This is a genomic window from Geomonas silvestris (assembly GCF_014193515.1).
GTDB classification, from domain to species: Bacteria; Desulfobacterota; Desulfuromonadia; order Geobacterales; family Geobacteraceae; genus Geomonas; species Geomonas silvestris.
The window spans coordinates 111,435-136,844 of the sequence record NZ_BLXX01000006.1 but is presented as its reverse complement, the minus strand read 5'-3'; the positions used below and the strand labels follow the sequence as shown (position 1 = coordinate 136,844).

The following is a 25,410-nucleotide window of genomic DNA, read 5'->3' as shown; positions in this document are numbered from 1 at the left end:
GCAATTTACAATATACCCTTGATTTCGCCTTGGCGCCGGGAGCTGTCCGAAACCGGCGGATCGGGCACCGGGAGGTACCATGGCACCCAAGAGAGCAGATAAAACACCCGCGGCGGCCCCGGTCGAGAAGTGCCCCACCGGCATCAAGGGGCTCGACGAAGTCACCGGTGGCGGAATACCGAGGGGGCGCCCCACCTTGATCTGCGGGGAGACCGGTTGCGGCAAGACACTGCTTGCCATGGAATTCCTGGTGCGCGGGGCGACCGAGCTTGGCGAACCAGGGGTGTATGTGTCGTTTGAGGAAAAGTCTGAGGAGCTGGTCCAGGACTTCGCCTCTCTGGGTTTTGACCTCCTGGACATGGTGAGCCGCAACGTGCTGGCCCTGGACTACATCCACATAGAAAGAAGCGAGATAGAAGAGACCGGCGGTTTCGACCTCGAGGGGCTCTTTGTACGGCTGGCACATGCCATCGACAGCACCGGCGCGCGGCGCGTGGTGCTGGACACCATCGAATCGCTTTTCTCCGGTTTTTCCCACGACGCTGTGCTGCGTGCCGAGTTGCGCAGGCTGTTCCGCTTTCTCAAAGACAAAAAGGTGACCACGGTAATAACCGGGGAACAGGGGTCCAACACCCTGACCCGCTATGGGCTCGAGGAGTACGTGGCGGATTGCGTGATCCTGCTGAACCACAAGGTGACCGAACAGATCGCGACCAGGCGCCTGCGCATCGTTAAGTACCGCGGCAGCTCGCACGGCACCAACGAGTACCCTTTCCTCATCGACGCCCAGGGGATCTCCGTCCTCCCCATCTCCTCCATCGGCCTCGAGCATCCGGCCCCGACGGACCGCATCTCCTCCGGAGTTTCCCGCCTGGACGCCATGCTGGGGGGGCAAGGGTTCTTCAAGGGGAGCAGCGTCCTCGTGACCGGAACAGCGGGAACCGGAAAATCGAGCCTGGCAGCACACTTCGTCGACGCCGCCTGCCGGCGGGGCGAGCGCTGCCTGTACTTCTCCTTCGAGGAGTCGCGCAACCAAATCATCCGCAACATGCTCTCCATCGGCATCGACCTGAAGCAGTGGCTTGATGGGGACCTTCTGCAGTTTTACAACGTCCGCCCGACCCTGTACGGACTGGAGATGCACCTGGTCTCCATACACAAGGCCGTCGAGGCGTTCTGCCCCGATGTCGTGGTGGTCGATCCCATCTCCAACTTGGTGACGGCCTCCAACCCGTTCGAGGCCAAATCGATGCTGTCGCGGCTCATCGACTACCTGAAGCTGCGGCAGATCACCGCATTTTGCACCGACTTAACCGTCGCGGGGAGGAGTCTGGAGCAAACCGAAATCGGCATCTCCTCGGTGATGGATACCTGGCTTTTGCTCCAGGTCATCGAGGGGAGCGGGGAGCGCAACCGCGGGCTGTTCATCCTCAAATCGCGGGGCATGGAGCACTCAAACCAGGTGCGGGAGTTCTGCCTGACCTCTCATGGCGTCCAGCTTTGCGACGTCTATCTCGGCCCCGGCGGGGTCCTGACCGGTTCTGGACGGATCGCCCAGGAGGCCCGGGAGCGAGCCGAGGCCCTGGAGCGCTGCCAGGATATCGAGCGCAAAAAACGGGAAATCGAGCGCAAGAAGGCACTGCTCGAGGCGCAGATCGCCGCCCTCACCCTCGAAATCCAAACCGAGAGGGAGGACCTCGAGCGCGCCATCGAGCGTGAAAACCTGCGCCGCGAGCAGCTCGCGGAAACGGCACGGTCGGTGGCCAGGAACCGGCAGTCCGATGCGCTTCCCGACCTTCCCTTCGAGGCGGTTTCGGCCAGCTAACCGCCCAGTACCGCACATACGGGGGACCACATGATGGTACATCGCGCAGGCAGTGCGAAAGGGGGCTCTAAAGCCGCCAGACAGGGTAACGAGCAGCAGCACCCGGAAATGACGACCTACGCCTTCCGGCTCTTCGTAAGCGGCATGACCCCCAATTCGCTGCGCGCCATCGAGAACATCCGTGCCTTTTGCCAGCAGCACCTGGAAGGTCGCTACCGTCTGGAGATCATCGATATCTACCAGCAGCCGCAGTGCGCCAAGGAGCACCAGATCGTCGCCGTCCCCACCCTGGTGAAACAGACCCCGCCCCCGGCTCGGCGCTTCATCGGGGATCTCTCCCACACAGACCGACTGCTGCGCGGGCTCGGCATGCCCTATCTGAGGTAAGCCATGGTCGGCGAGCTCCCAAACGACGCACTGCTCCAGGAAATAGCCGAGCTGAAAAGCCGGCTGGAAGAGGCGGAAGAAACGCTTCGGGCGATTGGCCGCGGCCAGGTGGACGCCTTCGTGGTGTCGGGGGCCGACGGCGACCAGGTCTTCACCCTCAAAGGCGCCGACCACCCTTACCGCGTCCTGGTGGAAACCATGAACGAGGGGGCGGCCACCCTCTCCGAGGACGGCACCATCCTCTATGGGAACCAACGCCTGGCCGACCTGCTCGGGGTCCAGTTGAAGCAGTTGATCGGGACCAAGCTCGCCTGGTACGTCACGCCGATGCAGCGCCCGCTGCTCAATGCGCTTCTCGCGCTCCCGCTGCCGGGATGCGCCACCGAAGAGATCGCCCTGATCACTGAACAAGGCAGAAGCGTCCCGGTCATCCTCTGCTGCTGCCCCTTCGAAGTCCCCGGCGGTCACGGAGTTAGTGTCGTGGTGACCGACCTTACCCTGCAAAAGCGCACCGGTGAGATCGTAGCGTCCGAGCGCCTGGCAAGCTCGATCATTGAGCAGGCCGGCGAAGCCATCGTGGTCTGCGACGAGCGCGGTATGGTGATCCGGGCCAGCCGGGTGGCCCACGCGTTGTGCGGTGAGAACCCGCTTTTGCGCCCCTTCAACGAGCTGTTTCCGCTCCGGTTCCTGGTCTCCGGGCAGCCGTTTTCCATCTTTTCCCCCCTGCAGGGCGACTCAACCCGAGGATCCGAGGTCGAGTTCTCCCCGCCGGCGCGCAAGCCCCTGCAGCTCCTGCTTAACGCGACCAGCCTGAAGGACAGCCAGGGGGCGGCGATCGGCTGTGTGGTCAGCATGACCGACTTCACCCAGCGCAAACAGATGGAAGAGGCGATCCGCAGGAAAAACGCGGTCCTCGAAGGGGTTAGCGCCGTTTTGAGGGCAGCCTTGACGGCACCTACCGAGCACGATCTGGCCAGGGCCTGCCTGGCGATCGCCCAGCAGCTCACCCAGAGCGAATTCGGGTTTATCGGGGAGGTTCGAGAGGACGGCTTCCAGGAACTGGCGATCAGCAATCCCGGGTGGGATGCCTGCAGCACCCTCGATTGCCAGGGGCACCGGGCGGGCAGCTGCGACTTCGCGCTGCACGGCATCTACGGCAAGGTCATCAGGGAAGGAAGGTCCCACGTAACCAACGACCCGCTCAACGATCCGAGCCGGATCGGCCTCCCCGGCGGGCATCCGCCCCTGGAGTCCTTCCTGGGGGTGCCACTTTTTAGGAACTCGCGGGTGATCGGCATGATCGCCGTGGCCAATCGGCAGGGGGGGTACACCCGGTCCCAGCAGGAGTCGCTCGAATTGCTGGCGCCGGCGGTGGTCGAGGCGTTTTTGCGCAAGAGGGCCGAGGAGGATCTGAAAAAGCTCAACGCCGACCTGGAAAACCGCGTCAACCAGAGGACCGCGGAGTTGCGGGAGAAGGACCAGCTGCTGCTTTTGCAGAGCAGGCAGGCCGCCATGGGGGAGATGATAGGCAATATCGCGCACCAGTGGCGCCACCCGCTGAACCTGTTGGGACTCACCGTGCAGCAGTTCCTGCTTTTTTACGACCTGGGGCATTTCGACCGGGGGTTCGTGTCCCAGAGCGTCAGCAAGGCGATGGAACTCATCGAGCACATGTCGCGCACCATCGACGACTTCCGGAACTACTTCAAGCCTGACAAGGTAAAGGTCGACTTCAACGTCAGGGAGACCGTGGCCGGCGCCCTGTCGCTCATCCGCGGCAGCCTCCAGACGCCGCGCATCGAAATCGAATTAAACGCCGACAAGGACCTGGTCATCCACGGCTATCCCAACGAGTTCGCCCAGGTACTCATCAACATCCTGATCAACGCCCGCGACGCGCTCGCCGAGCGGCAGTGCCCCGCCCCCAAGGTGACCATCAACATATCCCGCGACTGCGAGACCACCGTCGTCACCGTCGCCGACAATGCGGGCGGTGTTCCCGGCGAGATCATCGACAAGATTTTCGACCCCTACTTCAGCACCAAGAGCCCCCAGCTGGGGACCGGGGTGGGACTTTTCATGTCGAAATCGATCATCGAACGCAACATGGGGGGGCGGCTTGCCGTGCGCAACACAGAGCTTGGCGCCGAGTTCCGGATCGAAATCTAGCCCCATTTCCCCTTTCCCCATCGCCCGAAACCAGCAACCAGCACCCAACGAAGGGACCGTGTTTATGGGCCAGCCTCAGTACCTGATGGAGCATGCAGAAGAGGCCCGCCGCTTGGAACTGAAGACGGAGGGGGGACCGGTATTCCGGCAGGCCCTCTGGGCCGGGATCAAACCGGGAATGCGGGTGGCGGACATGGGGTGCGGCTCGGGAAAAACCAGTTACTTCCTGCACCATCTGGTGCAACCGGCCGGGGAGGTGGTAGGGGTCGATGCGTCGCGCAGCAGGATAAAGCACGCCCAGGAAAGCTACGGCGCCCCGGGGCTCAACTTCGCCTGTCGCGACCTTGCTGCCTCGTTGGGGGAGCTGGGGACCTTCGACTTCATCTGGGTCCGCTTCGTACTCGAGTACCATCGGAAGAAAAGCCCGGAGATCGTCGGGCGCCTGACGAAGTTGCTGAACGACGACGGCATCCTCTTTCTCGCCGACCTGGACAACAACTGCCTGAACCACCACCCTCTTCCCGACCGGCTCGACAAGGCCCTGAAGAAGCTCATGCTCGTCATGGAAAAAGAGCGCGACTTCGATCCCTATGCCGGAAGGAAGCTCTACGGCTACCTCTACGACCTCGGCTTCCAGGACATCAAGGTGGAGATGGAGGCGCACCACTTGATCTACGGCCCACTCAACGAAACCGACCGCTACAACTGGTCCCAGAAACTGACCGTCGCAGCCCAGCGCTCCGGATACCGGTTCCCCGAGTACCCCTCAGGTTACCGGGAGTTCCAGCAGGAATTCCTCTCCTTTTTCTCAGACCCCCGCCGTTTCACCTACACCCCTATCATCTGCTGCCGGGGGCGCAAACCGGCTCGCCAGCTCAAACCTCGATCCTGAATTCGGCCCCTTCCCCCGTATTGCGCACCGAAAGCCGTCCCGGGATGTTCTTCTCGATGATGATCTTCGACATGTAGAGACCGATGCCGGTACCCTGCTCGGGGCCGCGGGTGGTGAAGTACGGATCGAAGATCTTGTCGATGATCTCCTCGGAGATACCTCCGGCGTTGTCCGCGATGGTAAGCACGGCCTTGCCGGCCTCCTCGCAGATCCGGATCGCGATCTCCCGGGGCCCGTTTTCTCTTCGCGCCAAAAAGGCGTCGCGGGCGTTGAAGAGGATGTTGAGGATGACCTGGGAGAATTCGTTGGGGTGCCCGTACACCGTGGCTTGGCCGCTCGCCTGAACCTCGATGTGGATGTCGAGCTGTCGGAAGCTTTCCTGGATCAGCCCGAGGGTGTTTTCCAGCACCTGCTGCACCGGGAAGGTGGTCTTTTCCTTGTCGGGGCGGAAAAAGTTCCGGAAGTCGTCGATGGTCTTGGAGAGGTGCGCCAGCACCTTCATGAACTTCTGGACGTTACCCTTCAGGTAGTCGGCATCGAAACTCCCCTTGTCGTACATCATGGGAAGCTCCTGGACGATGAGCCCCAGTTCGTTGAGCGGCTGGCGCCACTGGTGGGCGATGTTGCTGAGCATCTCCCCCAGCGCGGCGAGCCTCCCCTGTTGCAAGAGCATCCGCTCCTTGTCCCGCAGCTCCTCCAGTGCCGCCACACGCTGGGCGGTCTCCTCCTCGAGGTCGAAATAGGTCCGTTCCAGTTCCTCGTGCTGCAACGCCAAGGTGGCGCGGCTTTGCTCCAGGTCCTCGGTCCGCTTGGCGACCCGCAGCTCCAGTTCCGAGTTGGCGGTCTCCAGGGCGCTTATCAGCTCGCAGTTGCGGATGCTGATGCCGATGAAGGAGGCAAGCCCGGTCAAAAGGCTCATGTCCCGTTCCAGAAGCGGCCTGCGGGTCTGCACGCTCTCCACGGCAAGCACCCCTAGCGGCACCTCCTCGCTGAGGATCGGACAGCAGATGAAGGCCCGCGTACCGGTAGCCTTGGCGCAGGCCAGGCTCGGGGAGGCCGCGTATTCCACCGCCGCTTCGAGGTCGTTTACCAGGAACGGGCGCTGGTCGAGGAAGCAGGCGAGATAGACGTCGCGAGCCCCCCCTCTCCCCTCCAAGGTCCATTCCATCCCCAGCAGGCACCCCAGCTCGTTTTCCGTGTAGCCGTAGCTCGCCCCGACCTCGAGACGGGTCCGGTCGCGGTCGGCAAGCAGGATAAGCCCGCGGTCGTAGTCGAGCCGGTGCTGCATGATCTCGGCCACCGCGGGAAGCATATCCTCGAGCCGCCGGTAGCTGGCCAACCGGTTGCCGATCTCGTGGGTGAGCATGGCGTTGTTGAAGTTGAGCTCGATCTGGTCCAGAAGGTGATCCAGCGAGTCCTTGGTGCCGTTGAGGCTCGCCTTGAGCGACTCCTTCTCGCTGGTGCTGGCCGCCAGGGCAAGCACCAGAAAAAGCGAGACCGAGGTCGGTACGGAAACGGCGAGGAGGTCCCAGCCACCGGCCAGGCCCAAAACGAGGTTCACCCCTCCGAGAAGGAGCAGGAAGAGGTTGCGCATCCGCTTCAGGAAGTGGTAGAGCGCCTTGTCCCAGGTAACCACGTAACGGCACACGGAGTCGCCCTGGAAGAGGCATTCCGGGTGCTGGATGGTGGGGAGGTGCTGGTTTTCCGGGAGGTACTGGAGGTCGTTTATCTTGTGGTTAAAGATGAGTACGATCGCCTCGAAAAAGCCGATCCGGTTCTCGCACTGGTAGGGCTTTTCCAGCCCGGGAACGAGCGGGGTGACCACGATCTCCACCGCGTTGGAGGCGATGGGGCGCGATTCGTAGCGGGAGGACCTGGTGAAGCCTGCCGTGGTTTTGCTGATGATGTCGAAGGTGTTCGCGGCGTCCACCATGCCGAGGATGTACTGGCGCATCGGCCCCAAGACGTCCGGTGAGGCGGCGTAGCGTCCTGCCTCCCGGGCGATTCTCGGGTTGCCGGTCATCTGTACCAGCTTCTCGTAGAAGCGGTCCACCTGCTGCTGGCTGAACCAGTGCCCCTGGTCGGCCACCTCGTATTCCTGCATCCCCGCGTACGCGAGCAGCTCGGGGATGTCGATGTAGCTGTAGTTGCGTTTTATGAGCAGGATGAAGGAGTTGATGATCCTGCTGTTATAAAGCGGCTCGTCCGCCAGGTTCTCCGCACTCATGTCGCCGCTCCTGTTGTCGGGGCCGCGCTGCGCCGCGTGCTGCTCATCAACGCGTCGCAAAAAACGAAGTACCGGTCGCTGAAGGCGAGGTCCAGGATCCAGAGGTCGTAGACCTTGTCGAAGTCCCCCCCCTGCCCCTCTTGAGACACCGCCGGGTAGGTCAATACCGGCATCTCGCCCCCCTCAAAATGCTCGCTCACCAGCTCGTAGCAGGCGCTCAGGACCTCCCCGGGCAGCTTCGGATCGAGCAGGAAGGTCGAGACGCAGTTGGTGAGATCCGCCATGTTGAGCCCGGCGTCCGTGCAGCAGACCAGCAAAAACGCCTGGAGCGCCCCGTCTTTTCTGAGCGAGTAGCAGAAGGTCTCCTTGCGGAACCCGAGCTCCCGGTACTCCTGGGCGAGCAGGTCGGGGCCGGTTTGGCAGCGGCCGAGTTCGAAGGCGTCGACCAGCAGCCCTCCCGAGCTGTACTCGTAAAAGCTCGCAAGCTCCGCCTGGTCGAACCCGCTGCTAAGGACCAGTTCCCAGCCCTCCGGGAGCTCGGGACGGGGATCCTTCCCGCGGAACCTGGCGTAGCCGAAACGGTCCAGCGAACACTGCCGTGGGTTGCCGTTGCGGCGGGCAAACTCGCCGAACATCCGGTTCGGGAACTTGTTGTCGGGGCGGAAGTAACAAAAGACATATTTCAGGTGGGCGAAGTAGAAGTTGTCCAGCTCGTTTATGTAGTGGCGCACCTGGTCGAGGACGGCAAGGCCCGCCTTGACCGAGGCGGTGCGGCGGGCGGCGTGGTGGTGGATGAGCCAAGAGTCCGGGTAAACGCGGACCATCGCCATGTGGCCGAGTATGGCCACGTGGTCCTGGTAGATGAAGTGCCGGGCGATCTGCGGGTTCTCCTCGTAGAGCTTTGCGTAAGTTCTCTTGATCTGCTCCTTGTTGGCCTGGAAGTAGGCGTACTTCTCCGGGTAGATGAAGCCGGTTTCGAAGAAAAAACCCCACAGCTCATCGAGGTCCACCTCGGTTCCCACCGACGAGCGCTGGTTTGCCACCTGGTGCAACAGGGAGAGGAGCTTTACGTGATCCCTGATGTCCATGTCGAGGATGGCCAGGCCGCAGCGGACCCTCCCTCCCTCCGTGCCGGATGCTACCGGGTTGCGAAAGACCACCTGGGCCTTCAGACGCAGGCTCAGCACCATAGCGAAATGGAGCTTGAGCTCGGGGATGATCATCCCCGGCATGAGCACCGAATCCTCCTCGGCCTCCTCGACGGAGAACCCCGAACCGGAGAGATCGACCACCTTGAGGTTCACCCGGCGGGCGATAAGCGGGTGTTCGAAGCTGACGCTGGGCGAAGGAACCAGGATCTGCCGGGAGTTGCGGTAGCACTTGGCCTTGAAGCGCTGCAGGTTGTGATTGATCTGCTTCAGGACGAAGCTGCTCCCCAGACGCAACCGGCTGCGCCAAAGGACCTCGCAGGCCCCCGAATAGACCACCGTCTCCCCCACGGCCAGCCGCAGGTTGACCGGTGTCTCCGGGTTGATCCAGTACAAGGTCTGCGGGGCGCCCGCCTGGGCCTCCACCTTCACGGATATGGGAGTGAAATCAACCATCTCGCCAGTCAAAAGAGCGCCGTGCTGGCTGATCTGCGCCACCACCCCGGTACTTGGGTGACGCCTGATCTTGCGCAACTGGAACTCGCGGCAGGTCAAAGGGAGGTTGCAGCTGAGCCCCGCCTCGTCCAGGGAGAGGATTTCGGGGTTCACCAAAAGGTACTTTTTTCCGTCGGGTATGAGCAGGTGGTCGAAGCGGTAGTTGCTGAGCAGTTGGCGCAGACCGGCGGGTTCGGCCCAGGTACAGTCGAGCCGCTCCCCGGCACAGGGTTGGGGGCGGGCCCTGAGGGTGATGGCGTTGTCGTAGCAGACGTGGCGCAGCCCGATCAGAACGCCCTGATCCTGGAAGTTCAGGAAGTTGAGCCGGTTGACCAGGTGAGCGCGCGAGATGTTGCGCACGGATGCGCCGGCCTCGGACCCGGTGCTGTCCGAAGAGTGGGCTGCCGGCGTGGAGACCTCGGGAGACGTTGCCATTACAGGTGGCTCCGGTTGGCGTCAGTGTCCATCCAGGACCTCGCGGATGGTCTTTAAAAGGTGGGTGGGCAGGATAGGCTTGGCGATCAGGCGGAACTCTCTTCCTTGCAGCCCACCCAGTGCGTCGGCTGGATAACCGCTGGTAAAAAGGACCTTGAGCCCCGGTTTTAACCTGTTCAGTTCTTCGTAGACCTCCCTGCCGTTTCTGCGCGGCATGATGGAGTCCAGGAACAGCAGGTCGATCTCGTCCTGGTGCTCGCGGAACCTGGCGATGGCCTCCTCGCCGTCCGCGGCCTCGAGGACCCGGTAGCCGTAGGCCTCGAGGATCTTGCGGTCGAGGTTCCTGGTGGCCACGTCGTCCTCGGCGACCAGGATGGTCTCGTGTCCCCCTTTGGGCGGGGCCTCCGGGCCTTTGACCCGCTGCACCGACTCGCGCGTCGTAACCGGGAGGTAGATCTGAAAGGTGGTCCCCAGTCCAGGCTCGCTGTAGCAGGTGATGAAGCCGTTGTGCTGCTTCACGATGCCGTACACGATGGAGAGGCCGAGCCCGGTCCCGCGTCCCGATTCCTTCGTGGTGAAAAAAGGCTCGAAGATCCGGGTGCGGATCCGCTCGTCCATCCCCACCCCGTTGTCGCTGAACCTGAGGCTCGCGTAGCGCCCTGGGAGACCGTAGCCGTGCAGCTTGACGAACTGCTCGTCCAGATCGACCACCGCGGTACTGATACGGATGGCGCCTCCCGAGGGGATGGCGTCGCGCGCGTTGGTGGCGAGGTTGATGAGGACCTGCTCGATCTGTCCGGAGTCCGCCAGGATGGTGGGATCCTCCGGGGTCAAGTTCACCTGGTAGGCGACGTTTTCCTTAAGGAGCATCACGATGAGGCGCTCCACCTTCTTGATGATGCCGTTGAGGCTCACCGGCTTGGTTTCGATGGGTGCCTTCCGGCTGAAGCCGAGCAGGGCCTGGGTGAGGTTCGCCGCGCGGCTCGCCGCCTCCAGAATCTGGTGCACGTTTTCCGCGAGCGGGTCGTGCTTCTCCAGCTTGAGGTCCAAAAGGCTCGCGTGCCCGATGATCGCGGTCAGGATGTTGTTGAAGTCGTGGGCGATGGCGCCGGCCAGGGTCCCCAGCGCCTCCATCTTCTGGGCCTGGCGCAGTTGCTGTTCCAGGCTCACCCGGTGCGTGATGTCAGAACCTATGGTGGAGGCGCCGGCCACGTTGCCGTCGGCGTCGACGATGGGGGAGATGGTGAGGGAGAGGTTGATGATCTTGCCGTCTTTTCTGCGGTGCAGTGTCTCGAAGTGTTCAACGTGCTCGCCCTGGCGCGTGCTCTCCAGGATCTGCTGCAGTTCGTTGTCGGCCCCTTCCGGGAGTACCTGCCCGTACCAGTGCCCTTTCATCTCGTCGCGGCTGTAGCCGTAGATCCTCTCGGCGCCGCGGTTCCAGTTCAGCACCACCCCTTCCAGGTCCATCCCGATGATGGCGTCGTCGGAGGACTCGACGATGGCCCCCAGCTGCAGGAGCTGCTCGTCGGCATAGCGCTGCTGGGTGATGTCGTTGAGGATGATCAGGTGCTTGTTCCCGATGATGGAGCCGAGCATCTCCACGACCCGCTGGGTGCCGTCCTTGCACGTCACCCGGTAGCGGTGCGGCTCGATGTCGTTGCCGGTGCGCTGCGCCTTTTCCTGGGCGTGCTGCCAGGTAAGACGCACCTGCTGCCAGTAGGCGGGATCGGTAAAGGCGCGCTCCCACCAGTCGTCGAGGTCCCGAAGGTCGTCGTGGGTGTAGCCGAAAACCCTCAGGAATTTCTCGTTTAAGAAGGTGAAGCGCTCCTCGTCGTCGTAGATGGCCATGGGGACCGGCGAGCAGCGGATCACCCGGCGGAACTCCTCTTCGCTGGAGACCAGGGCCAAACGCTGGCGTTTCTTTTCCAGCGCTGCACTAACCGCTGCGGGGAGTCGTTTGAAGTGCTTGGGATGCTTGACCACGTAGTCGTCCAGCCCGCATTTCATCGCCTCGACCGCGATCTCCTCGTTTCCCGTGCCGGTGAACATGATGACCGGACAGTCCGGCAGGATGGCACGCACCCGGCGCAGTACCTCGAGCCCGTCACTCCAGTTGAGCCGGTAATCGGTGATGACCAGATCGAACCGGCGCGCCAGCAGGGCTCGTTCCAGGGCGTCCGCCTGGTAGATCTGCTCGACAGCCAACCCTGCGAACTCCTTTTGCAGCTCATGGATCACCAGGGTGCGGTCGTCCGGGTTATCGTCGACGAGCAGCAGGTTCAAGCGATCCATGGTCAGCTCCTGAAGCCTGTGCTGCGCTCAGGTGTCTGGTTCATCCCGAGCCAGTACTGGGTGAGGGTCTGCATCATGACCAAAAGGGTGTTGAACGAGGGGGGCTTCACCAAATACGAGTTGCAGCCATGCTCGTAGGCCCGGTTGATCTCGGCGATGTCGTTGCAGGAGCTGAGCACCACGGCCGGGAGGCGCCGCAGCGCGGGCTGGCTGCGCAGCCAGCTCAAGAATTCCAGACCGGAACTGCAGTGCATCATGTCGAGCATGACCAGTACCGGCGGGGGATACTGCTCGCCGTCGGCGTAGCACCCTTCAGCGCAGAGGTACTGCTGGGCCTCCTCCAGGCGTCCGACCGCCTGGATCGGGGTGATGACCCCGACGCGCTGCAGTGCCAACCGGGTAAAACGGGAATCGTCGAGGTTGTCGTCCAAAAGCAGGATGGTGTGGTGTACGTAGCTCATAGACCGTCTCCGGTAGTTCTCGCTCCAGCAAAATCCTTCGTTTCAAGCCTATCGTCTCCCGTTTGCGCATTCCCGGCTGAGGCACAGCAGGCCGGCAGCCGCGCGCGACGTGGCAGGTTCGGTCAGCGGTCGGGGGTTGCCGGAAGGTCAATCCAGAACCGGCTTCCCTCGCCAGGGCACGAGATGACCCCGATGCGCCCGCCCAACCGCTGCACCGCCTTGCGCGCAATGGCGAGCCCGATTCCGGTGCCCGGATAGCTTTCCACGCCGTGCAGACGCTCGAAGACCTGGAAGATCCGCTCCTGGTTTTCCGGGGCAATGCCGATGCCGTTATCCTGCACCCAAAGCCGCACTACATCCTGCGCCGGTTCCGTCCATACCCGCACCTTGGGATAGCACCCGGATGCCACGTACTTAAGTGCGTTGGAGAGCAGGTTCCAGACAACCTGGACCAGTACCGTAAAGTTGCCGCGCACAGAAGGCCAGCTTTGGGCACCTTCCAGGACGATATCCCCGGTTTGCCCGGCGTGACGCAGTTGCAGCACAGCCTCCTGCAGCACAGCAGCCAACTGCACCGTTTGCAGCGCGATCTCGTCGCTGCTGAGCCGGCTGTAGGCGAGCAGGTCCTGGATCAGCTGGTCCATGTCCTGCCCGACGGCGATGATTCTCGCTAGGAATGCGTCCCGTTCGGGGTCCCCTCCCCCCTCCCCTTGGTCCTGGAGGATCCCGGCAAAACTCACGATGGCGCGCAGCGGAGCCCGCAAACCGTGGGAGACCGAAAAGGCGAAGGCATCGAGTTCCTCGTTCACCTCTTGCAGCTGTGCGGTGCGCTCGGCCACCCGCTCCTCAAGTTGTGAGGCGTTCTGGGCGATCTTCTGGAAGTCCTGGGCATTCTTCACGGCCTGGGCGGCCATCTGGGCCACCGAGCTTAACTGCTCCAGGTCGAACTCGGAGAATACGCCGCCGTCCAGCCTGTTCTGGAGTTCGAGGTAACCGATCATGCTGCCGTCCCCTGCCCAAAGCGGTGTGCTGATCACGTTGCGCACCCGGTGTCGTGCCGCCAGACCGGGATCGATGTGCGGGTCGTGCAGAGCATCGGAGCTTAGGTACGGCACGGGGCTGAAGACCACGCGCCCCGGCAACTCCTGCCCCGGCTGCCATGCAGCGTCGGCAGGGGCTACAGTTCCCAGCCGCAGGAAGCGGTAGCTGGAAAAGCCGTCCGGACTGCACAGGGCGATGAGACTGTTCTCAGCGCTTAACAACTTAAGAGTCTCCCACGCCACCTTGTCCATGATGAGCTCCAGGTCTGCGGTCGCGTGCAGCGCAGCGCTCAGCGTCCTCAGCGTGGCCAGCGTCTCTTCCGTACGTTTTTGCGCGGTGGCATCGCTCAGCAGTACCCCGATAACCCCATCGCCCAACGCCTGGATGCGCACCTGGTGCCACAGCGAGGCTGACTGTAGCAGAAACGCAGCGGGGCGCCCCGTCTCAAGCACAGCCCCGGCGTGTTCCAGAATGGGAACCTCGAGAGACTGGGGAAGCAGGGAACCCCTCGCAGTCTCATCAAGCGCGGCAGTAACCCGGCCAGTCAGGTGTTTGGCCGCATCATTCATATCGAGCGGCACGACGCGCGGCTCCTTCTCGCCGGGTGTGAGCCTTAAAATCAGGGCGGGCTCCTGCATCTGGCTGAAGAAGAGTCGATACAGTTCGGCAACTGCAGCGCAGCTATCGCTTTGATTTGCTTCAAGCATCCGGAGCCATCCTTTATCGAGCCGTGAGCGCTTCCAGATTATAACGGAGCATTGTTAATTTGCACTAACACAGTTGAGACTCTTCCGCCTTGCAGCAACAAGGCGGAAGGAGACGGGCGGGAGTGGTGCGGGGAGAGACGAGCGAGGTGGAAAACGATTGACGGGGGAGCTGCAGGAACTGGAGCATGCCGCGAGGACTGTCACCGAAAGGTGCCCGCTCACGCGGTTATCTACTGGGCATCGGTAGCCGGTTATCAATACCAGGACTTGTCGGAGGGCGGAAGAAAAGGCCCATCCCCGGCGCGGCAACCTGAAGCACCGCTTGAACCTGCTTTACGCAGGCAGGTTTCTCGAGAACCTCCTCGATGCCGGAGCGTGCCGCCAGGCGGCGGACCTCCTGGGTGGCATCGGAGGTCACCATGATGATACGCAGGTCGGGGAGCAGCAGTTTCGCCTCTTCCGAGAGCAGGAAGCCATTCATTCCCGGCATGTTGAGGTCGGTAACCATGGATTCAAAGTGGTGCTTCTGCATGAGCTCGAGGGCCTGTTCGCCGCAGGTTGCATAGTGGGCGTAGATGCCCCGTTGCCGGACAATGCTCTCCACCAACCGGAGGTAGAGTTCATCGTCGTCAACAAAAAGGATCGGATCTATTCGCATGGATACTCCGTCTTTGTCAGTACCCTGCCGACCGGTTCTGGTACCTGCAGGGATACTGGTAATCGTGATGTTGTGAGTCCCGACATAGTTTTTACAGTGGAACGTGAGCACCGCGTGCACTATCGAGCAGGCGCCGTCTCGGCCGGCAACAACGGCAAGTTCGTTGCTGAAGCAGCCTCGAAGTCCACACACTCGGTGGCATTCAGCCCGATGTGAGCATCCTTTATGAAAGATAACGCGCTAGGTATAGCGGCGGATTGAGGTTCGATTTTCGGTAAACAACGACAGCGCCACTGCCGACACGGCTCCTTAAAAGAGCGGCCTTTCCCCCGGGCCATCTTCTCGGCCCGGACCTCTGTCACGGCAGTGCCGCGGAACCGGCAGGTCACCAGGGCGCGGCAGCATCCGCTCCGCCAAGGTGCGCTGTGCTGGTGTCAGCACCGCGGAGATTCGAAAGTGCGTCTTGATCCGCGCAACGAGGCGCTCGGCATCGAGTCCGGCCAAGGCGTTGGCAATTCCACGGACGGCTGTTTCGTCGAAACTCGCGGCTCGCTCTGCCTGGCGCAGTTTTTCGTGCAGGTCCTCGGCCTCCCCACGCCGTGCATGTTCCTTGTCCCGCGCTTCCTTCATAATCGCTTCAATCTGTCCTTTCTGTGCATCGCTCAGGTCAAGGGCACGGCCGACAAAGGGCGGAAAAGGGCCCGGTGGCATCCGGTCCTCCCTCTCCTGAGCCAAGAAATCCCCACCAGGGTGCGCCTGACAGAGCAGGGCTCCTCCCAAAAGCAGCGCTGAACCGACGACAACAGCCAATCTACCTTTCATGCTCAACCCTCCTTTGTATGAACTCTCCCCTCGGCTTCAGTCTCTTCAAGTTCGGACCTGCTGAGTCATTCAAGCTCATACGATGCTCGAAGCCTACGCCACTTCGGGGTAAATTTGGGTCAAGAGATATGGATATTTGTGTCATACTGGCCCGACGTTCTTTACAATTCTTAACAGATACCGAAGAGGGTTTCTGGTTATACTGCGGGCATTCTTAACGGTAGGAGCCAACTGGATGCAGAAGAAGATCTTAATCATTGATGACGACACGGGACTCTGTGAGCTGCTCGGCAGCTACCTGGCGACCGAGGGGTTCGGGGTCGACTCGGTCAATGACGGAGCCGAAGGGGCAGAACGCGCTTTGAGCGGCGACTATGCCATGGCCGTCTTGGACGTCATGCTTCCGTCGCTCAACGGTTTCGAGGTGCTGCGGCGCATCCGCCAGGGATCGGAGATGCCTGTCCTGATGCTCACCGCCCGGGGAGACGAGGTGGACCGCATCGTCGGCCTCGAGATGGGGGCCGACGACTACCTTCCCAAACCGTTCAACCCCCGTGAACTGGTGGCGCGCCTGCGTGCCATCCAACGCCGCAGCCAGGCGCAGGCTGCGGCCGGCGAGCCGAGGCCCAACATCCTCGAGGTAGGCGACGTGACCTTGGACTTGGGGATGCGCACCGTCGTGTGTTCCGGGAAACCGGTGGAACTGACTTCGATCGAATTTTCGGTGTGCGAAGCCCTGCTGCGCCAGGCGGGGACCGTGTTGAGCCGGGAAGACCTGACCCGGCAGGCGCTGGGGCGGGAGTTCGGCAATTTCGACCGCAGCATCGACGTTCACGTCAGCAGCCTGCGCCGCAAACTGGGGCCCGGGGTCGGCGGCAACGACCGCATCAAATCGATCCGCGGCATCGGCTACCTGTACGGCTTTTCTGCGGCCGAGCGCCGCGCCCAGTAGGGATCTTCATGCACAGCATTTTCAGCAAGCTCTTCTTCTCCTTCTGGCTCGCCACCATCCTCTCGGGGGTGGTGTTTTTCCTGCTGGCCTTCAACCTGCGCCTGGCGCCACTGCACGAGGAACACCGCCGGCGCTGGGACGCCGAACGTGCCGGTTTTATGAGCGAGGTTCTCACCATCTACGGTACGGCGAGCGTTGCAAGCTACGAAAAAAATGGAAAACTCCCGCCGCCGCCCACCATCCCGCCCAAAGCAACCGGAGCGCCGGGGCCGGCGCATCACCTCCAGGCCTTTTTCTTCAAAGCCGACGGCAGCGCTCTCAGTAGCGAAGTCCCTCCGCAGATCCGGGATGCGGTCCAGCGGCAGTTAGGTGCTCCCGGAGCGGCAACGGCGCCGGGACGCGGGGCACTGGTGTTGCCGATCACCGGCCCCTCGGGAGCCCGCTACCTGGTGGCCAGCGAGAGCGGGACCGGCCCTGGCCCCGGCAATGCGCCACCTCCCCATTTCCCCAGGCCCTTCCCGCCCGAGTTCTGGCTGCAGATGCTGATCACCTTCGTGGTGAGCGGGGCGGTCTGCTACGGGCTCTCCTGGCGGCTTACCGCGCCGGTGCGCCGGCTCAGGTCCGCGACCCAGGAGTTGGCCAACGGGAACCTGGCGACCCGGGTCGCCGTCAAAAGCAAGGGAAGAGGTGACGAGATCGTTGATCTGGGTAACGATTTCAACCAGATGGCGAGCCGGCTGGAGAAACTGGTCAACGCGCACCGGCAGCTTTTGCGCGACGTAAGTCACGAGCTGCGCTCCCCGCTGGCCCGGATGAACGTGGCACTGGAGATCGCGCGTCAGAAGTCGCCGGAGTCTGCTGAACCGCCCCTGCAGCGCATCCAGCAAGAGGGAGAGCGCCTGGACCAGCTGATCGGCGAGTTGCTGGCACTCAGCCGCCTGGACGGGGATGCTGGAACCGAGCGCAGCGAAGTCGATCTGGCCGAATTGGCCGCAGAGGTGGTCCAGGACGCGGATTTTGAAGCGTGCGCGAGTAACCGGCACGTCGAGTACCTGCCAACCGAAGGAATCATGGTACTGGGGAATCGAGAATTATTGCGGCGGGCATTGGAGAACGTGGTGCGCAACGCGGTCCGCTACACCGCTGTGGGAAGCTCGGTCCAGGTGGCCCTGCAACGGACCCCGGGACAGCAGGCGCTGGTACGGGTGAAGGATTTCGGGCCCGGTGTGCCCGAGGAGCAGCTAAGCGACATCTTCCGCCCCTTCTACCGCGTCGCCGAGGCGCGCGACCGGCAAAGCGGCGGGACAGGGATCGGGCTCGCCATTACCGAACGGACCGTGGCACTGCACGGCGGCAGTGTCGCGGCGCGGAACCTGCCGGAGGCCGGGCTCGAGGTGGAGATCCGCCTGCCGCTGGTATCCAGAAACTAAGGCTTAACCTTTCTCGCGTCAACTCCGTGAGACGTACGGGTTCCCTGCCAGGTAGAACCTGAGCGGGAGCCGGGCCCACTCCTTCGCGTACTCGACACCGATGCGTGATTTGGCCACGATCAACGCTGGATCGGCGAGCGGCGCATCGACCTGGTGCAGCTCTTCGCTGGTCAGGTCCTGACCGTTCAGCTCCCCGTCGATCCCCAGCGCCCTGCACAGCAGCCCCGGCCCCTGGGTCCTTGCCCCGATTCCCCGCACCGGCTCAAGCGCACGCAAAAGCACCGCGGTGCCGCTCCCTTCCGCCTCGGTCACCACGTTGAGGCACCAGTACATCCCGTAGACCAGGTAAACGTAGGCGTGCCCGGCCGGCCCGAACAACACCCGGGTGCGCTTGGTGAGTCCTTTGGAAGAATGCGCCGCCAGGTCCTGCGGCCCAAGGTAAGCCTCCACCTCGACGATCCGGCCCACCCGCAGCTCATCTCCCACCCTACGTACCAGTAGTTTCCCCAACAGTTCGCGTGCCACCAGTTGAGTATCGCGCTGGTAAAAAGAGAGCTGCAGCCGCTTGGAGAGATCCACCGGCTCCACCGGTCAATCCAGGCCGTGACGCGGCGAGTCGCTCAGCTTGAGCCAGGTTTCGGTTCTCTGCACGGTGGAGTTATCGGCAAGCGGATACGAATCGTAGTTCAAGGAGAGATAGAAATCAGGCTGGGCAAAATAGCTTCCGGAGAAAAGCGAGGGGGTTCGGTTCGTGGAGAGGGAAAAGGTGCCGCGCCGGCTGTTAAGAACGGTGTTGGCTGAGGCCCCGAGATGATAGGTACCTGCGGCTGCGAAACCGCCGTTGTCGGCAAGGTTCATGTTGTAGTCGGATTCTTGAAGACGCAACGTGCCGCTGCTGAAGGAGGCGAAACGCGTGGCGCCGGATGCCCCGGTGATCACCAGGCGGGAGGCCACCAGCCGGTAGGTGCCCCGGGTATCCGCCATCACCGAAGTCACGGCGACCGCGTTCTCCCCAGACCCGCAGCCGGCGGCCACCACTAAAAGCAGCAGACCGGAGAAACGGAGCATCAGGCCTCCTTGGCAGCGAAACTTCGCGAAACCGGATCCCGCACTAGAGAAGTTGCTCCTTGGCGAGGGCCTCGTAGACCATGTTGCCAACGTCCTTGGCGACGCTGATCACGTTCCCCGGCTCGGAACTGGTGACGGTGGCGGCCCAGATCAGTTTCCCGGTCACGGTGTCGAAGATGTTGACCTGCATGGTCGCGATATCGAAGGTCGAGATGTAGGTCGGTCCCGGCATGGAGCCGTAATAGCCGTAGAGATCCCAGGCCGGGAAGGCCTCGGGATACCAGTATCCCGGGTAGGGGTTGACCAGCCCCGGCTCTACCGTAGTCTGGCGCTCGACCTTGATAGTCTGGAGGGTCAGCACCGAATCGGCGCCGGACTTTTTCACCGCCCGGTCCAATGCATCGCGGCCAGACCTCTCGCCGCTCGGGATCAGGGTATGGCTCGGGACGGCGGCGATGCCGTGCTTCGCCAGTTCCCCGGCCAGGACATCCTCGTACACCGGCCGGTTCACATCCTTCTTGGTGATGCTGACCACCAGGATCTTGTGCAAACGTGGCGGATGCAGCGTCGGATTGCGCCAGGTCTGGACTACGGAGATGGAGGAGCAGGAGCAAAGGGTCAGGGCAGCGAGGAACAGGAGTCCGGCGATTTTGAGAGAGCGATGCATGTGAACCTCCTCTGTGCCGAGCCCCTTTCCGAAGCAGGCAACGGCTAGCGGTCACTGGCAACTGCACCAGATCGATCTTGCGCCCGTATGGCCATCAGGACCAAAATAGTTATATCAAGTTGCTGCAGGTTGGCAATGAACTATACTTGGAGGGTCTTAATAATTAAAAGATCGAAATAAGTTGCCGGACACCACCTAGGGGGGCGATATCACCCCGCTTTCCGGTCCGCACTTCTCATGTGGACGCGAGAGTTTCGATGGCAGCCGGTACAGGAGGATGTCATGGAACAGATCAAGCACATACTGGTAGTCAGCAGACTCAGTCAGTACTGCCGCGATGCAGTCGGGATCGGTATTTCTTTGGCCAAAAAGTACGGGTCCCAGATAACCGTGCTGCACCTGGTATCCAACCCGGTGACCATGGAGGCCCTGAACGCCCCCCTCCCCTTCCCGGACAGCCGGCACAAAACCTATGCGAGCGTGCAGGACGAGGCGCGCGAGGAATTGGATCAGCTCCTCAAAAGGGAGATGAACGCAGGGCTCCCCCTGAAGGTACTGGTTAAGGACGGGCGGCCCATCGACGAGATCGTGAAGGTGGTAAACGACGAGAAGATAGACCTGATGGTGCTGCTGGCACACGAGGAAGGTCGGCTGGAGCACCTGCTGTTCGGCCGGGACAACGACGCGGTGATCCGCCGCATGCCGTGTTCCATACTGCTGGTGAAGCGCGAACCGGGTCGCGTTGACTGGTAAGTGGCGCCGGAGTGAGGTCCTGGCTCCACAAGAGGCCGGGACCTCAGCCCGCCATAAAACGGCCACGGCACCGAAAGGAGAGTCCGATGGAACGATGGATCTGTACCGTTTGCCAATACGTCTACAACCCTGCAGTTGGTGACCCCGTCAACGAAATCCCGCCTGAAACTCCTTTCGACGACCTGCTCGACGCCTGGACCTGCCCGGTCTGCAAAACCGACAAGAGCTTCTTCATACCGTTTAGCCCGGAGTAAGGATCTGCTTCCCGCAAACCAGGAGACATTACTCCAGAAGCACCGCAGCTGACACACGTCCCCCCCCCCTTTTGCGAAGGGGAGACAGAGGGGATTTGCCACAGGCAGCTTCCCACTCCACCTTGCTACAGAGACGAATCCCCCCTGTCCCCCTTTTCCAAAGTGGGGAACGTAGGGGCGCTGGTATCGACTTAAGATTCACCCTTTCAAAAGTGCCAAGTATCATACGACCAACGATCCACGCTTCACCGACGTTCCCGGTGACCTTCCCAAAGCGCTGAGTCATGCCTTCCCCTTCTGCTACTTAATCTGAACCTCGGAAAGCCTAACCTTAGCCAATACCTGGTGTCTGTGCTACAGTAGTGCACTGCGGCTTTGCCGTGGGGAATTTGCGAGATTCAACCAGCACCGGGAAGATCAGCATGCACAGCATCGAAACCAAAGCGCTCACCAAGAACTACCGGATCGGAGAACGGAGTATCAGTGTCCTGGACTCGGTCTCCTTGACCGTGGCACCCGGCGAATTCGTCGTGGTCACCGGCGAAAGCGGCAGCGGCAAATCGACCCTGCTCACCCTGCTCTCCGGCCTGGACCGGCCCGACGCCGGCCGCGTCTTCATCGAGAACCGCGACATAACCGACCTCGACGAGGACACGCTCGCCCCCTTAAGAAACAGCACCTTCGGCTTCGTCTTCCAGTCCTTTCACCTGGTTCCCTCGCTCAACGTCCTGGAAAATGTGATGTTCCCAGCCGAGCTGCGCGGCGATCCCCAGGCGCGCCAGGGGGCGCAGGCACTCCTGTCACGCGTGGGACTTGCCGAGCGCCTCACCAGCTTCCCGAACCAGCTCTCCGGCGGGGAGAAGCAGCGCTGCGCCATCTGCCGCGCCCTCATCAACACCCCCCGCATCGTTTTTGCCGACGAACCTACCGGTAACCTCGACTCGGTGAACGGCACGGCGGTACTCGACCTCTTGCTCGAACTGCACCGCGAGCGCGGCACGACGCTGCTCATGGTGACCCACAGTCCGGAGATTGCCGGGCGCGCCGATCGAGTCATCACCCTTAAAGACGGCAGGATCGTTTCGGAACAAAACCGTGTCTAGCCTTTGGTTCGTCATCCGCCAGATCGCCGGCGCCCGTCGGCAGGCCGCCATCTTCGTCATGTGCGTGGCGCTCTCCATGGTCTCGCTGGTCTCGCTCGGGAGTTTCAGCCGCAGCGTCAAGGCCTCTTTGTTACGTGATGCCCGGGCGCTCCATGCCGGCGACCTCATCGTACACGCCCACGCCCCGCTCCCCGCCTCCCTGCAAAAGAGCCTGGACGAACTTACCCGGCAGGGACGCATCGCCACTGCCCGTTACTACGATTTCTACTCGGTGGTCCGCACCGTCACCGGCAACAGGTCGCTTCTGTGCGACCTGAAGGTCGTCGAGCCGGAATACCCCTTCTACGGCAAGGTAATTCTCGCTTCGGGACGCGACTTCCGGGAGGTGCTCACCCCGGGAAGTCTCGTCGTAGAGCAGGGGCTGTTGGACCGACTGCAGGTCCGGGTCGGTGACCGGCTCTCGGTCGGCAATGCTACCCTCACCATAAAAGATGTGGTGCTGCAGGAGCCCGACCGGCCGGTGAACCTCTTCGCGCTGGGCCCCAGGGTCTTCGTCCCCTCAGCCGACCTCGAATCACTGGGTCTTATCGGTTTTGCCAGCCGCGTCGAATACATAACCCTTGCGAAGGTGCTGCACCCCGGCGAGCTGAACACTCTACTCACCCAGTTGCGCGCCCAGACATCCGAGAGCCGCATCCGCATCGACAGCTACCAAAGCGCCGACTCGCGGGTGAAGCGCTTCTTCGACAACCTCCTATTCTTCCTCGATTTAAGCGGCATTTTCACGTTGCTGCTGGCCGGTTTCGGCATTCAAAGCACCCTCTTTGCGCTCTTGAAACAGCAGGAGAAGACCATCGCCGTCATGAAAGCGGTCGGTGCCCGCAGCCGCTACATCACCGGCCACTTCTGCGCGCTCACCCTGGTCCTGGGCCTCGTGGGAACCGTGGTCGGGCTGGCGGCAAGCCTGCTTCTTCAGGAATTTCTGCCGGCGCTTTTCCGGGGGCTGGTCCCGGCACGGGTGGAACTGACCTTGTCCCCCTGGGCCATCGGCGAAGGGATGCTGATCGGCCTGGTGGTGGTGCTGCTCTTCACCGCCCTTCCCCTGTACCGCTTGAAGGAAGTGAAGCCGCGCGCCATCTTCGGCAAGGAGGAATCCCCAGGCTTCTCGAACCGCTCCACCTGGGTGATCACCGCCCTCGGTACGGTGTTCTTCCTGTCGCTGGTCCTTTTGCGGATCAGGGAACTGAAGACCGGGCTCTACTTCATCCTCTCCCTGGCCGGACTCATCCTGGTCGCCTTCCTGCTCAGTTCCGGGGTGTTGCGGCTTTTGAAACGACAGGTACCGCGCACCCTGGCGCTGCGCCAGGCGATCAAGGGGCTTTTTCGCCCCCGTAGCGCCACCCGTTCCATCATGGTCACCCTCTCCGCGGCCCTCGCGGTCATCTTCACGATAAGCCTGGTGGAGCGCAACCTGGACGCTTCGTTCATCGACTCCTACCCGCCGGACGCCCCGAACCTCTTCCTGGTGGATATCCAGCCCGACCAGAAAGCCGCCATGGCGGGCCTGGTGGGAAGCGGAGCGCGCTTCTACCCGATAATCAGGGGCACGGTGACCGCTATTAACGACAGCCCCATCGACCCCGAGCAGGAGCGCCGCTCCCGGGGCGACAACCTGGGACGCGAGTTCAACCTCACGTACTACGAGCGGCTGCTCAGCGACGAGAAGATCAGCCAGGGAGGGAGCCTGTTTCGCGCGGACTGGACGGAACCGCAGGTATCGGTGCTCGACATCGTGGTGAAGATGCATGAGATGCGTGTGGGGGACCGGATCAGCTTCAAGATCCAGGGGATGCCCATTACCGCGCGTATCGCCAGCATCCGGACCCGGACCGGCAGCGGGCTTACCCCGTTTTTCTATTTCGTCTTCCCGCCAGCGCTCCTCTCGGATGCGCCACAGAGTCTGTTCTGTGCGGTGCGGGTTCCCAAGGGACGGATCCCGGATCTCCAGAACCGACTGGTGGCCCGCTACCCGAACGTCAGCGTGATCAACATGGAAGAGACGGTCTCGGTATTCGGCCACCTGATGGGGAGGCTCTCGATGATCGTGCGCTTTTTCACCTCGTTCAGCATCGTAGCCGGCATCCTCATCATCGTCAGCTCGATCTTCGCGACGAGGTACGCCCGCATCCAGGAGGCGGTCTACTTCACCATCCTCGGGGCCCGCAGACGCTTCGTGGCAACGGTTTTTGCGGCGGAAAGTCTTATCTTGGGGCTGGCCAGCGGCAGCATCGCGCTCCTGATCGCGCAGGTGGGTAGTTGGACAATTTGCAGCAAGGGGCTCGACCTCGATTATCACCCCTACCCCGGCACGAGCCTCGGCCTTCTCGCAGCCACGGCAGCACTGGTCCTGGTGGTCGGGCTTGGCGCCTCGCTGCCGGTTCTCAGGCACAAGCCGGCTGGATTTTTGCGCGAGCAGAGCGACGAGTGACCACGAAGCGGGGCATCCCCAGCCGAAGCCAACAGTCCTCTCTTCTGCAAGGTGATTCAGGAATCCGGGGAGGCACGACCTTTAGTCGGCAACATGGCTGGTGCGCTCCCCCCCTTTTGCAAAGTGGGGAACGTGATGCCAGCCGTAGCGCTTCTTGAAAAAGAATTTGAGCGTTCCGGTCTTTCCCGGATGAAACCTCTCGCAAAGGGAACAACTCGTCACACCAATGGGCGATAAACGCCTTTCAGGAGTCATCTCATGAAACTCAGCAACCTCGTTGCCGCACTGGTTTCCCTTGCCGTTGGCCATTTCTGCTTCTTCCTGGTCGAACCTGCCCAGGCAGCACCGTTCGAGGGGACCATCGTGGCGGCCGGTGACAGCCTCACCGCAGGTTACGGTCTGCCGGAGCGGGATGCCTACCCGGCGCAACTTGAGCGGAAGCTCAACCAAAACGGCTACCGCTGGAAGGTGGTCAACGCGGGGATCAGCGGCGAGACCAGCAGCGGGCTCTTGTCCCGGGTCGACTGGATCCTCAAGCTCAAGCCGGATATCGTCATCCTGGAGACCGGCGCCAATGACGGGTTGCGCGGGGTCGATCCGAAAGTCACCAGGGCCAACCTCGACAAGACGGTCACCCGGTTGCAGGAGAAAGGGGTGACGGTCGTGCTGGCCGGGATGCGCATGGTGACCAACATGGGCCCCACCTTCACCAGGGATTTCGCCGCCAATTACACTGCCATTGCCAAGAAGCACCACCTCATCCTCATTCCCTTCTTCCTGGAAGGAGTAGCCGGGGACCCCGCACTGAACCAGCAAGACGGCATCCATCCCGTTACCAGAGGCTACCAGATCATCACGAACCGGGTGTATCCCTATGTGACAAAGGCGATCGATCTTAAGAGAAAAACGCGAATACCCTAACCGCGAAGCATCATTCAGAGATCGAAAAAAAGAGCGCTTAAGCTGCGTCTTTGCTTGCCTTTTGGTGCGATTTAATATAAAAATGCTCTGTTTATAGTGGGCGGCACCTTCATGGTCAAAAGGTCAGGCAGTACTGCAAAGCGAAGCGCACCTTCCTGCTCCGAGCCACTTCACACCCCGAACTCTGTCCCTTAAGAGTCGCCGTAAAATCAAAC

21 protein-coding genes are annotated in these 25,410 nt (G+C 62.1%); 11 read left to right on the top strand and 10 right to left on the bottom strand.

The window, feature by feature from the left end:
- The first annotated feature begins 79 nt into the window (after positions 1 to 79).
- From kaiC to GMST_RS11535, 4 genes are all read left to right on the top strand, one after another.
- The gene (gene kaiC, locus GMST_RS11550; protein WP_183354811.1) at positions 80 to 1,825 is read left to right on the top strand and encodes a circadian clock protein KaiC; all 1,746 of its coding nucleotides are present in this window, start codon (positions 80 to 82) and stop codon (positions 1,823 to 1,825) included.
- A 30-nt stretch (positions 1,826 to 1,855) separates the two neighbouring features.
- Positions 1,856 to 2,212, top strand: coding sequence for a circadian clock KaiB family protein (locus GMST_RS11545; RefSeq protein ID WP_198424552.1), 357 nt, complete (start codon positions 1,856 to 1,858; stop codon positions 2,210 to 2,212).
- Positions 2,213 to 2,215: 3 nt separating this feature from the next.
- Positions 2,216 to 4,381 carry a sensor histidine kinase gene (locus GMST_RS11540; RefSeq protein WP_183354810.1) on the top strand — a complete coding sequence of 722 codons (2,166 nt, stop codon included), beginning with the start codon at positions 2,216 to 2,218 and terminating at the stop codon, positions 4,379 to 4,381.
- Between the two features lie 112 nt (positions 4,382 to 4,493).
- Positions 4,494 to 5,273, top strand: coding sequence for a class I SAM-dependent methyltransferase (locus GMST_RS11535; protein ID WP_246399436.1), 780 nt, complete (start codon positions 4,494 to 4,496; stop codon positions 5,271 to 5,273).
- Here GMST_RS11535 and GMST_RS11530 read toward each other — a convergent pair.
- From GMST_RS11530 to GMST_RS11500, 7 genes are all read right to left on the bottom strand, one after another.
- Positions 5,257 to 7,500: a sensor histidine kinase gene (locus GMST_RS11530; RefSeq protein WP_183354808.1), complete on the bottom strand. Its 2,244-nt coding sequence runs from the start codon at positions 7,498 to 7,500 to the stop codon at positions 5,257 to 5,259. The genes GMST_RS11535 and GMST_RS11530 overlap by 17 nt on opposite strands.
- Entirely contained in the window at positions 7,497 to 9,578 is a 2,082-nt protein-coding gene (locus GMST_RS11525; protein WP_183354807.1) for a PilZ domain-containing protein, read from the bottom strand. Before GMST_RS11525 ends, GMST_RS11530 begins: the two co-directional genes overlap by 4 nt.
- A 21-nt stretch (positions 9,579 to 9,599) precedes the next feature.
- The gene (locus tag GMST_RS11520; protein WP_183354806.1) at positions 9,600 to 11,870 is read right to left on the bottom strand and encodes a PAS domain-containing hybrid sensor histidine kinase/response regulator; all 2,271 of its coding nucleotides are present in this window, start codon (positions 11,868 to 11,870) and stop codon (positions 9,600 to 9,602) included.
- Positions 11,871 to 11,872: 2 nt separating this feature from the next.
- Complete coding sequence (locus GMST_RS11515) at positions 11,873 to 12,331, bottom strand: response regulator (protein WP_183354805.1); 459 nt, start codon at positions 12,329 to 12,331, stop codon at positions 11,873 to 11,875.
- Positions 12,332 to 12,453: 122 nt separating this feature from the next.
- Positions 12,454 to 14,079 carry a sensor histidine kinase gene (locus GMST_RS22225; RefSeq protein WP_246399434.1) on the bottom strand — a complete coding sequence of 542 codons (1,626 nt, stop codon included), beginning with the start codon at positions 14,077 to 14,079 and terminating at the stop codon, positions 12,454 to 12,456.
- Positions 14,080 to 14,305: 226 nt separating this feature from the next.
- Positions 14,306 to 14,737, bottom strand: a complete 432-nt coding sequence (locus GMST_RS11505; RefSeq protein WP_183354804.1) for a response regulator — start codon at positions 14,735 to 14,737, stop codon at positions 14,306 to 14,308.
- A gap of 309 nt (positions 14,738 to 15,046) precedes the next feature.
- Positions 15,047 to 15,559: a Spy/CpxP family protein refolding chaperone gene (locus tag GMST_RS11500; protein WP_183354803.1), complete on the bottom strand. Its 513-nt coding sequence runs from the start codon at positions 15,557 to 15,559 to the stop codon at positions 15,047 to 15,049.
- 235 nt (positions 15,560 to 15,794) lie between these two features.
- On the opposite strand from GMST_RS11500, the gene GMST_RS11495 reads away from it, so the two are divergent.
- Both GMST_RS11495 and GMST_RS11490 read left to right on the top strand, forming a co-directional pair.
- Positions 15,795 to 16,511 (top strand): response regulator transcription factor, encoded by a 717-nt coding sequence (locus GMST_RS11495; RefSeq protein WP_183354802.1) that lies wholly within the window; start codon positions 15,795 to 15,797, stop codon positions 16,509 to 16,511.
- An 8-nt stretch (positions 16,512 to 16,519) separates the two neighbouring features.
- The gene (locus GMST_RS11490) at positions 16,520 to 17,941 is read left to right on the top strand and encodes an ATP-binding protein (protein ID WP_183354801.1); all 1,422 of its coding nucleotides are present in this window, start codon (positions 16,520 to 16,522) and stop codon (positions 17,939 to 17,941) included.
- Between the two features lie 18 nt (positions 17,942 to 17,959).
- Here GMST_RS11490 and GMST_RS11485 read toward each other — a convergent pair whose 3' ends face one another.
- From GMST_RS11485 to GMST_RS11475, 3 genes are read right to left on the bottom strand one after another with little or no spacing between them, the layout of a single operon-like run.
- Positions 17,960 to 18,520 carry a DNA-3-methyladenine glycosylase gene (locus GMST_RS11485; protein ID WP_183354800.1) on the bottom strand — a complete coding sequence of 187 codons (561 nt, stop codon included), beginning with the start codon at positions 18,518 to 18,520 and terminating at the stop codon, positions 17,960 to 17,962.
- A gap of 12 nt (positions 18,521 to 18,532) precedes the next feature.
- Positions 18,533 to 19,009: a hypothetical protein gene (locus tag GMST_RS11480; RefSeq protein WP_183354799.1), complete on the bottom strand. Its 477-nt coding sequence runs from the start codon at positions 19,007 to 19,009 to the stop codon at positions 18,533 to 18,535.
- 43 nt (positions 19,010 to 19,052) lie between these two features.
- Complete coding sequence (locus tag GMST_RS11475; RefSeq protein ID WP_183354798.1) at positions 19,053 to 19,676, bottom strand: DUF4136 domain-containing protein; 624 nt, start codon at positions 19,674 to 19,676, stop codon at positions 19,053 to 19,055.
- A gap of 282 nt (positions 19,677 to 19,958) precedes the next feature.
- Here GMST_RS11475 and GMST_RS11470 point away from each other — a divergent pair, with 282 nt between their 5' ends.
- From GMST_RS11470 to GMST_RS11450, 5 genes are all read left to right on the top strand, one after another.
- Positions 19,959 to 20,429, top strand: coding sequence for a universal stress protein (locus GMST_RS11470; protein WP_183354797.1), 471 nt, complete (start codon positions 19,959 to 19,961; stop codon positions 20,427 to 20,429).
- Positions 20,430 to 20,515: 86 nt separating this feature from the next.
- The gene (locus GMST_RS11465) at positions 20,516 to 20,683 is read left to right on the top strand and encodes a rubredoxin (RefSeq protein ID WP_183354796.1); all 168 of its coding nucleotides are present in this window, start codon (positions 20,516 to 20,518) and stop codon (positions 20,681 to 20,683) included.
- Between the two features lie 422 nt (positions 20,684 to 21,105).
- Positions 21,106 to 21,786, top strand: a complete 681-nt coding sequence (locus GMST_RS11460) for an ABC transporter ATP-binding protein (RefSeq protein ID WP_183354795.1) — start codon at positions 21,106 to 21,108, stop codon at positions 21,784 to 21,786.
- Positions 21,779 to 24,274 carry an ABC transporter permease gene (locus tag GMST_RS11455; RefSeq protein WP_183354794.1) on the top strand — a complete coding sequence of 832 codons (2,496 nt, stop codon included), beginning with the start codon at positions 21,779 to 21,781 and terminating at the stop codon, positions 24,272 to 24,274. Before GMST_RS11460 ends, GMST_RS11455 begins: the two co-directional genes overlap by 8 nt.
- A gap of 258 nt (positions 24,275 to 24,532) precedes the next feature.
- Positions 24,533 to 25,195, top strand: a complete 663-nt coding sequence (locus GMST_RS11450; protein WP_183354793.1) for an arylesterase — start codon at positions 24,533 to 24,535, stop codon at positions 25,193 to 25,195.
- Positions 25,196 to 25,410: the final 215 nt, after the last annotated feature.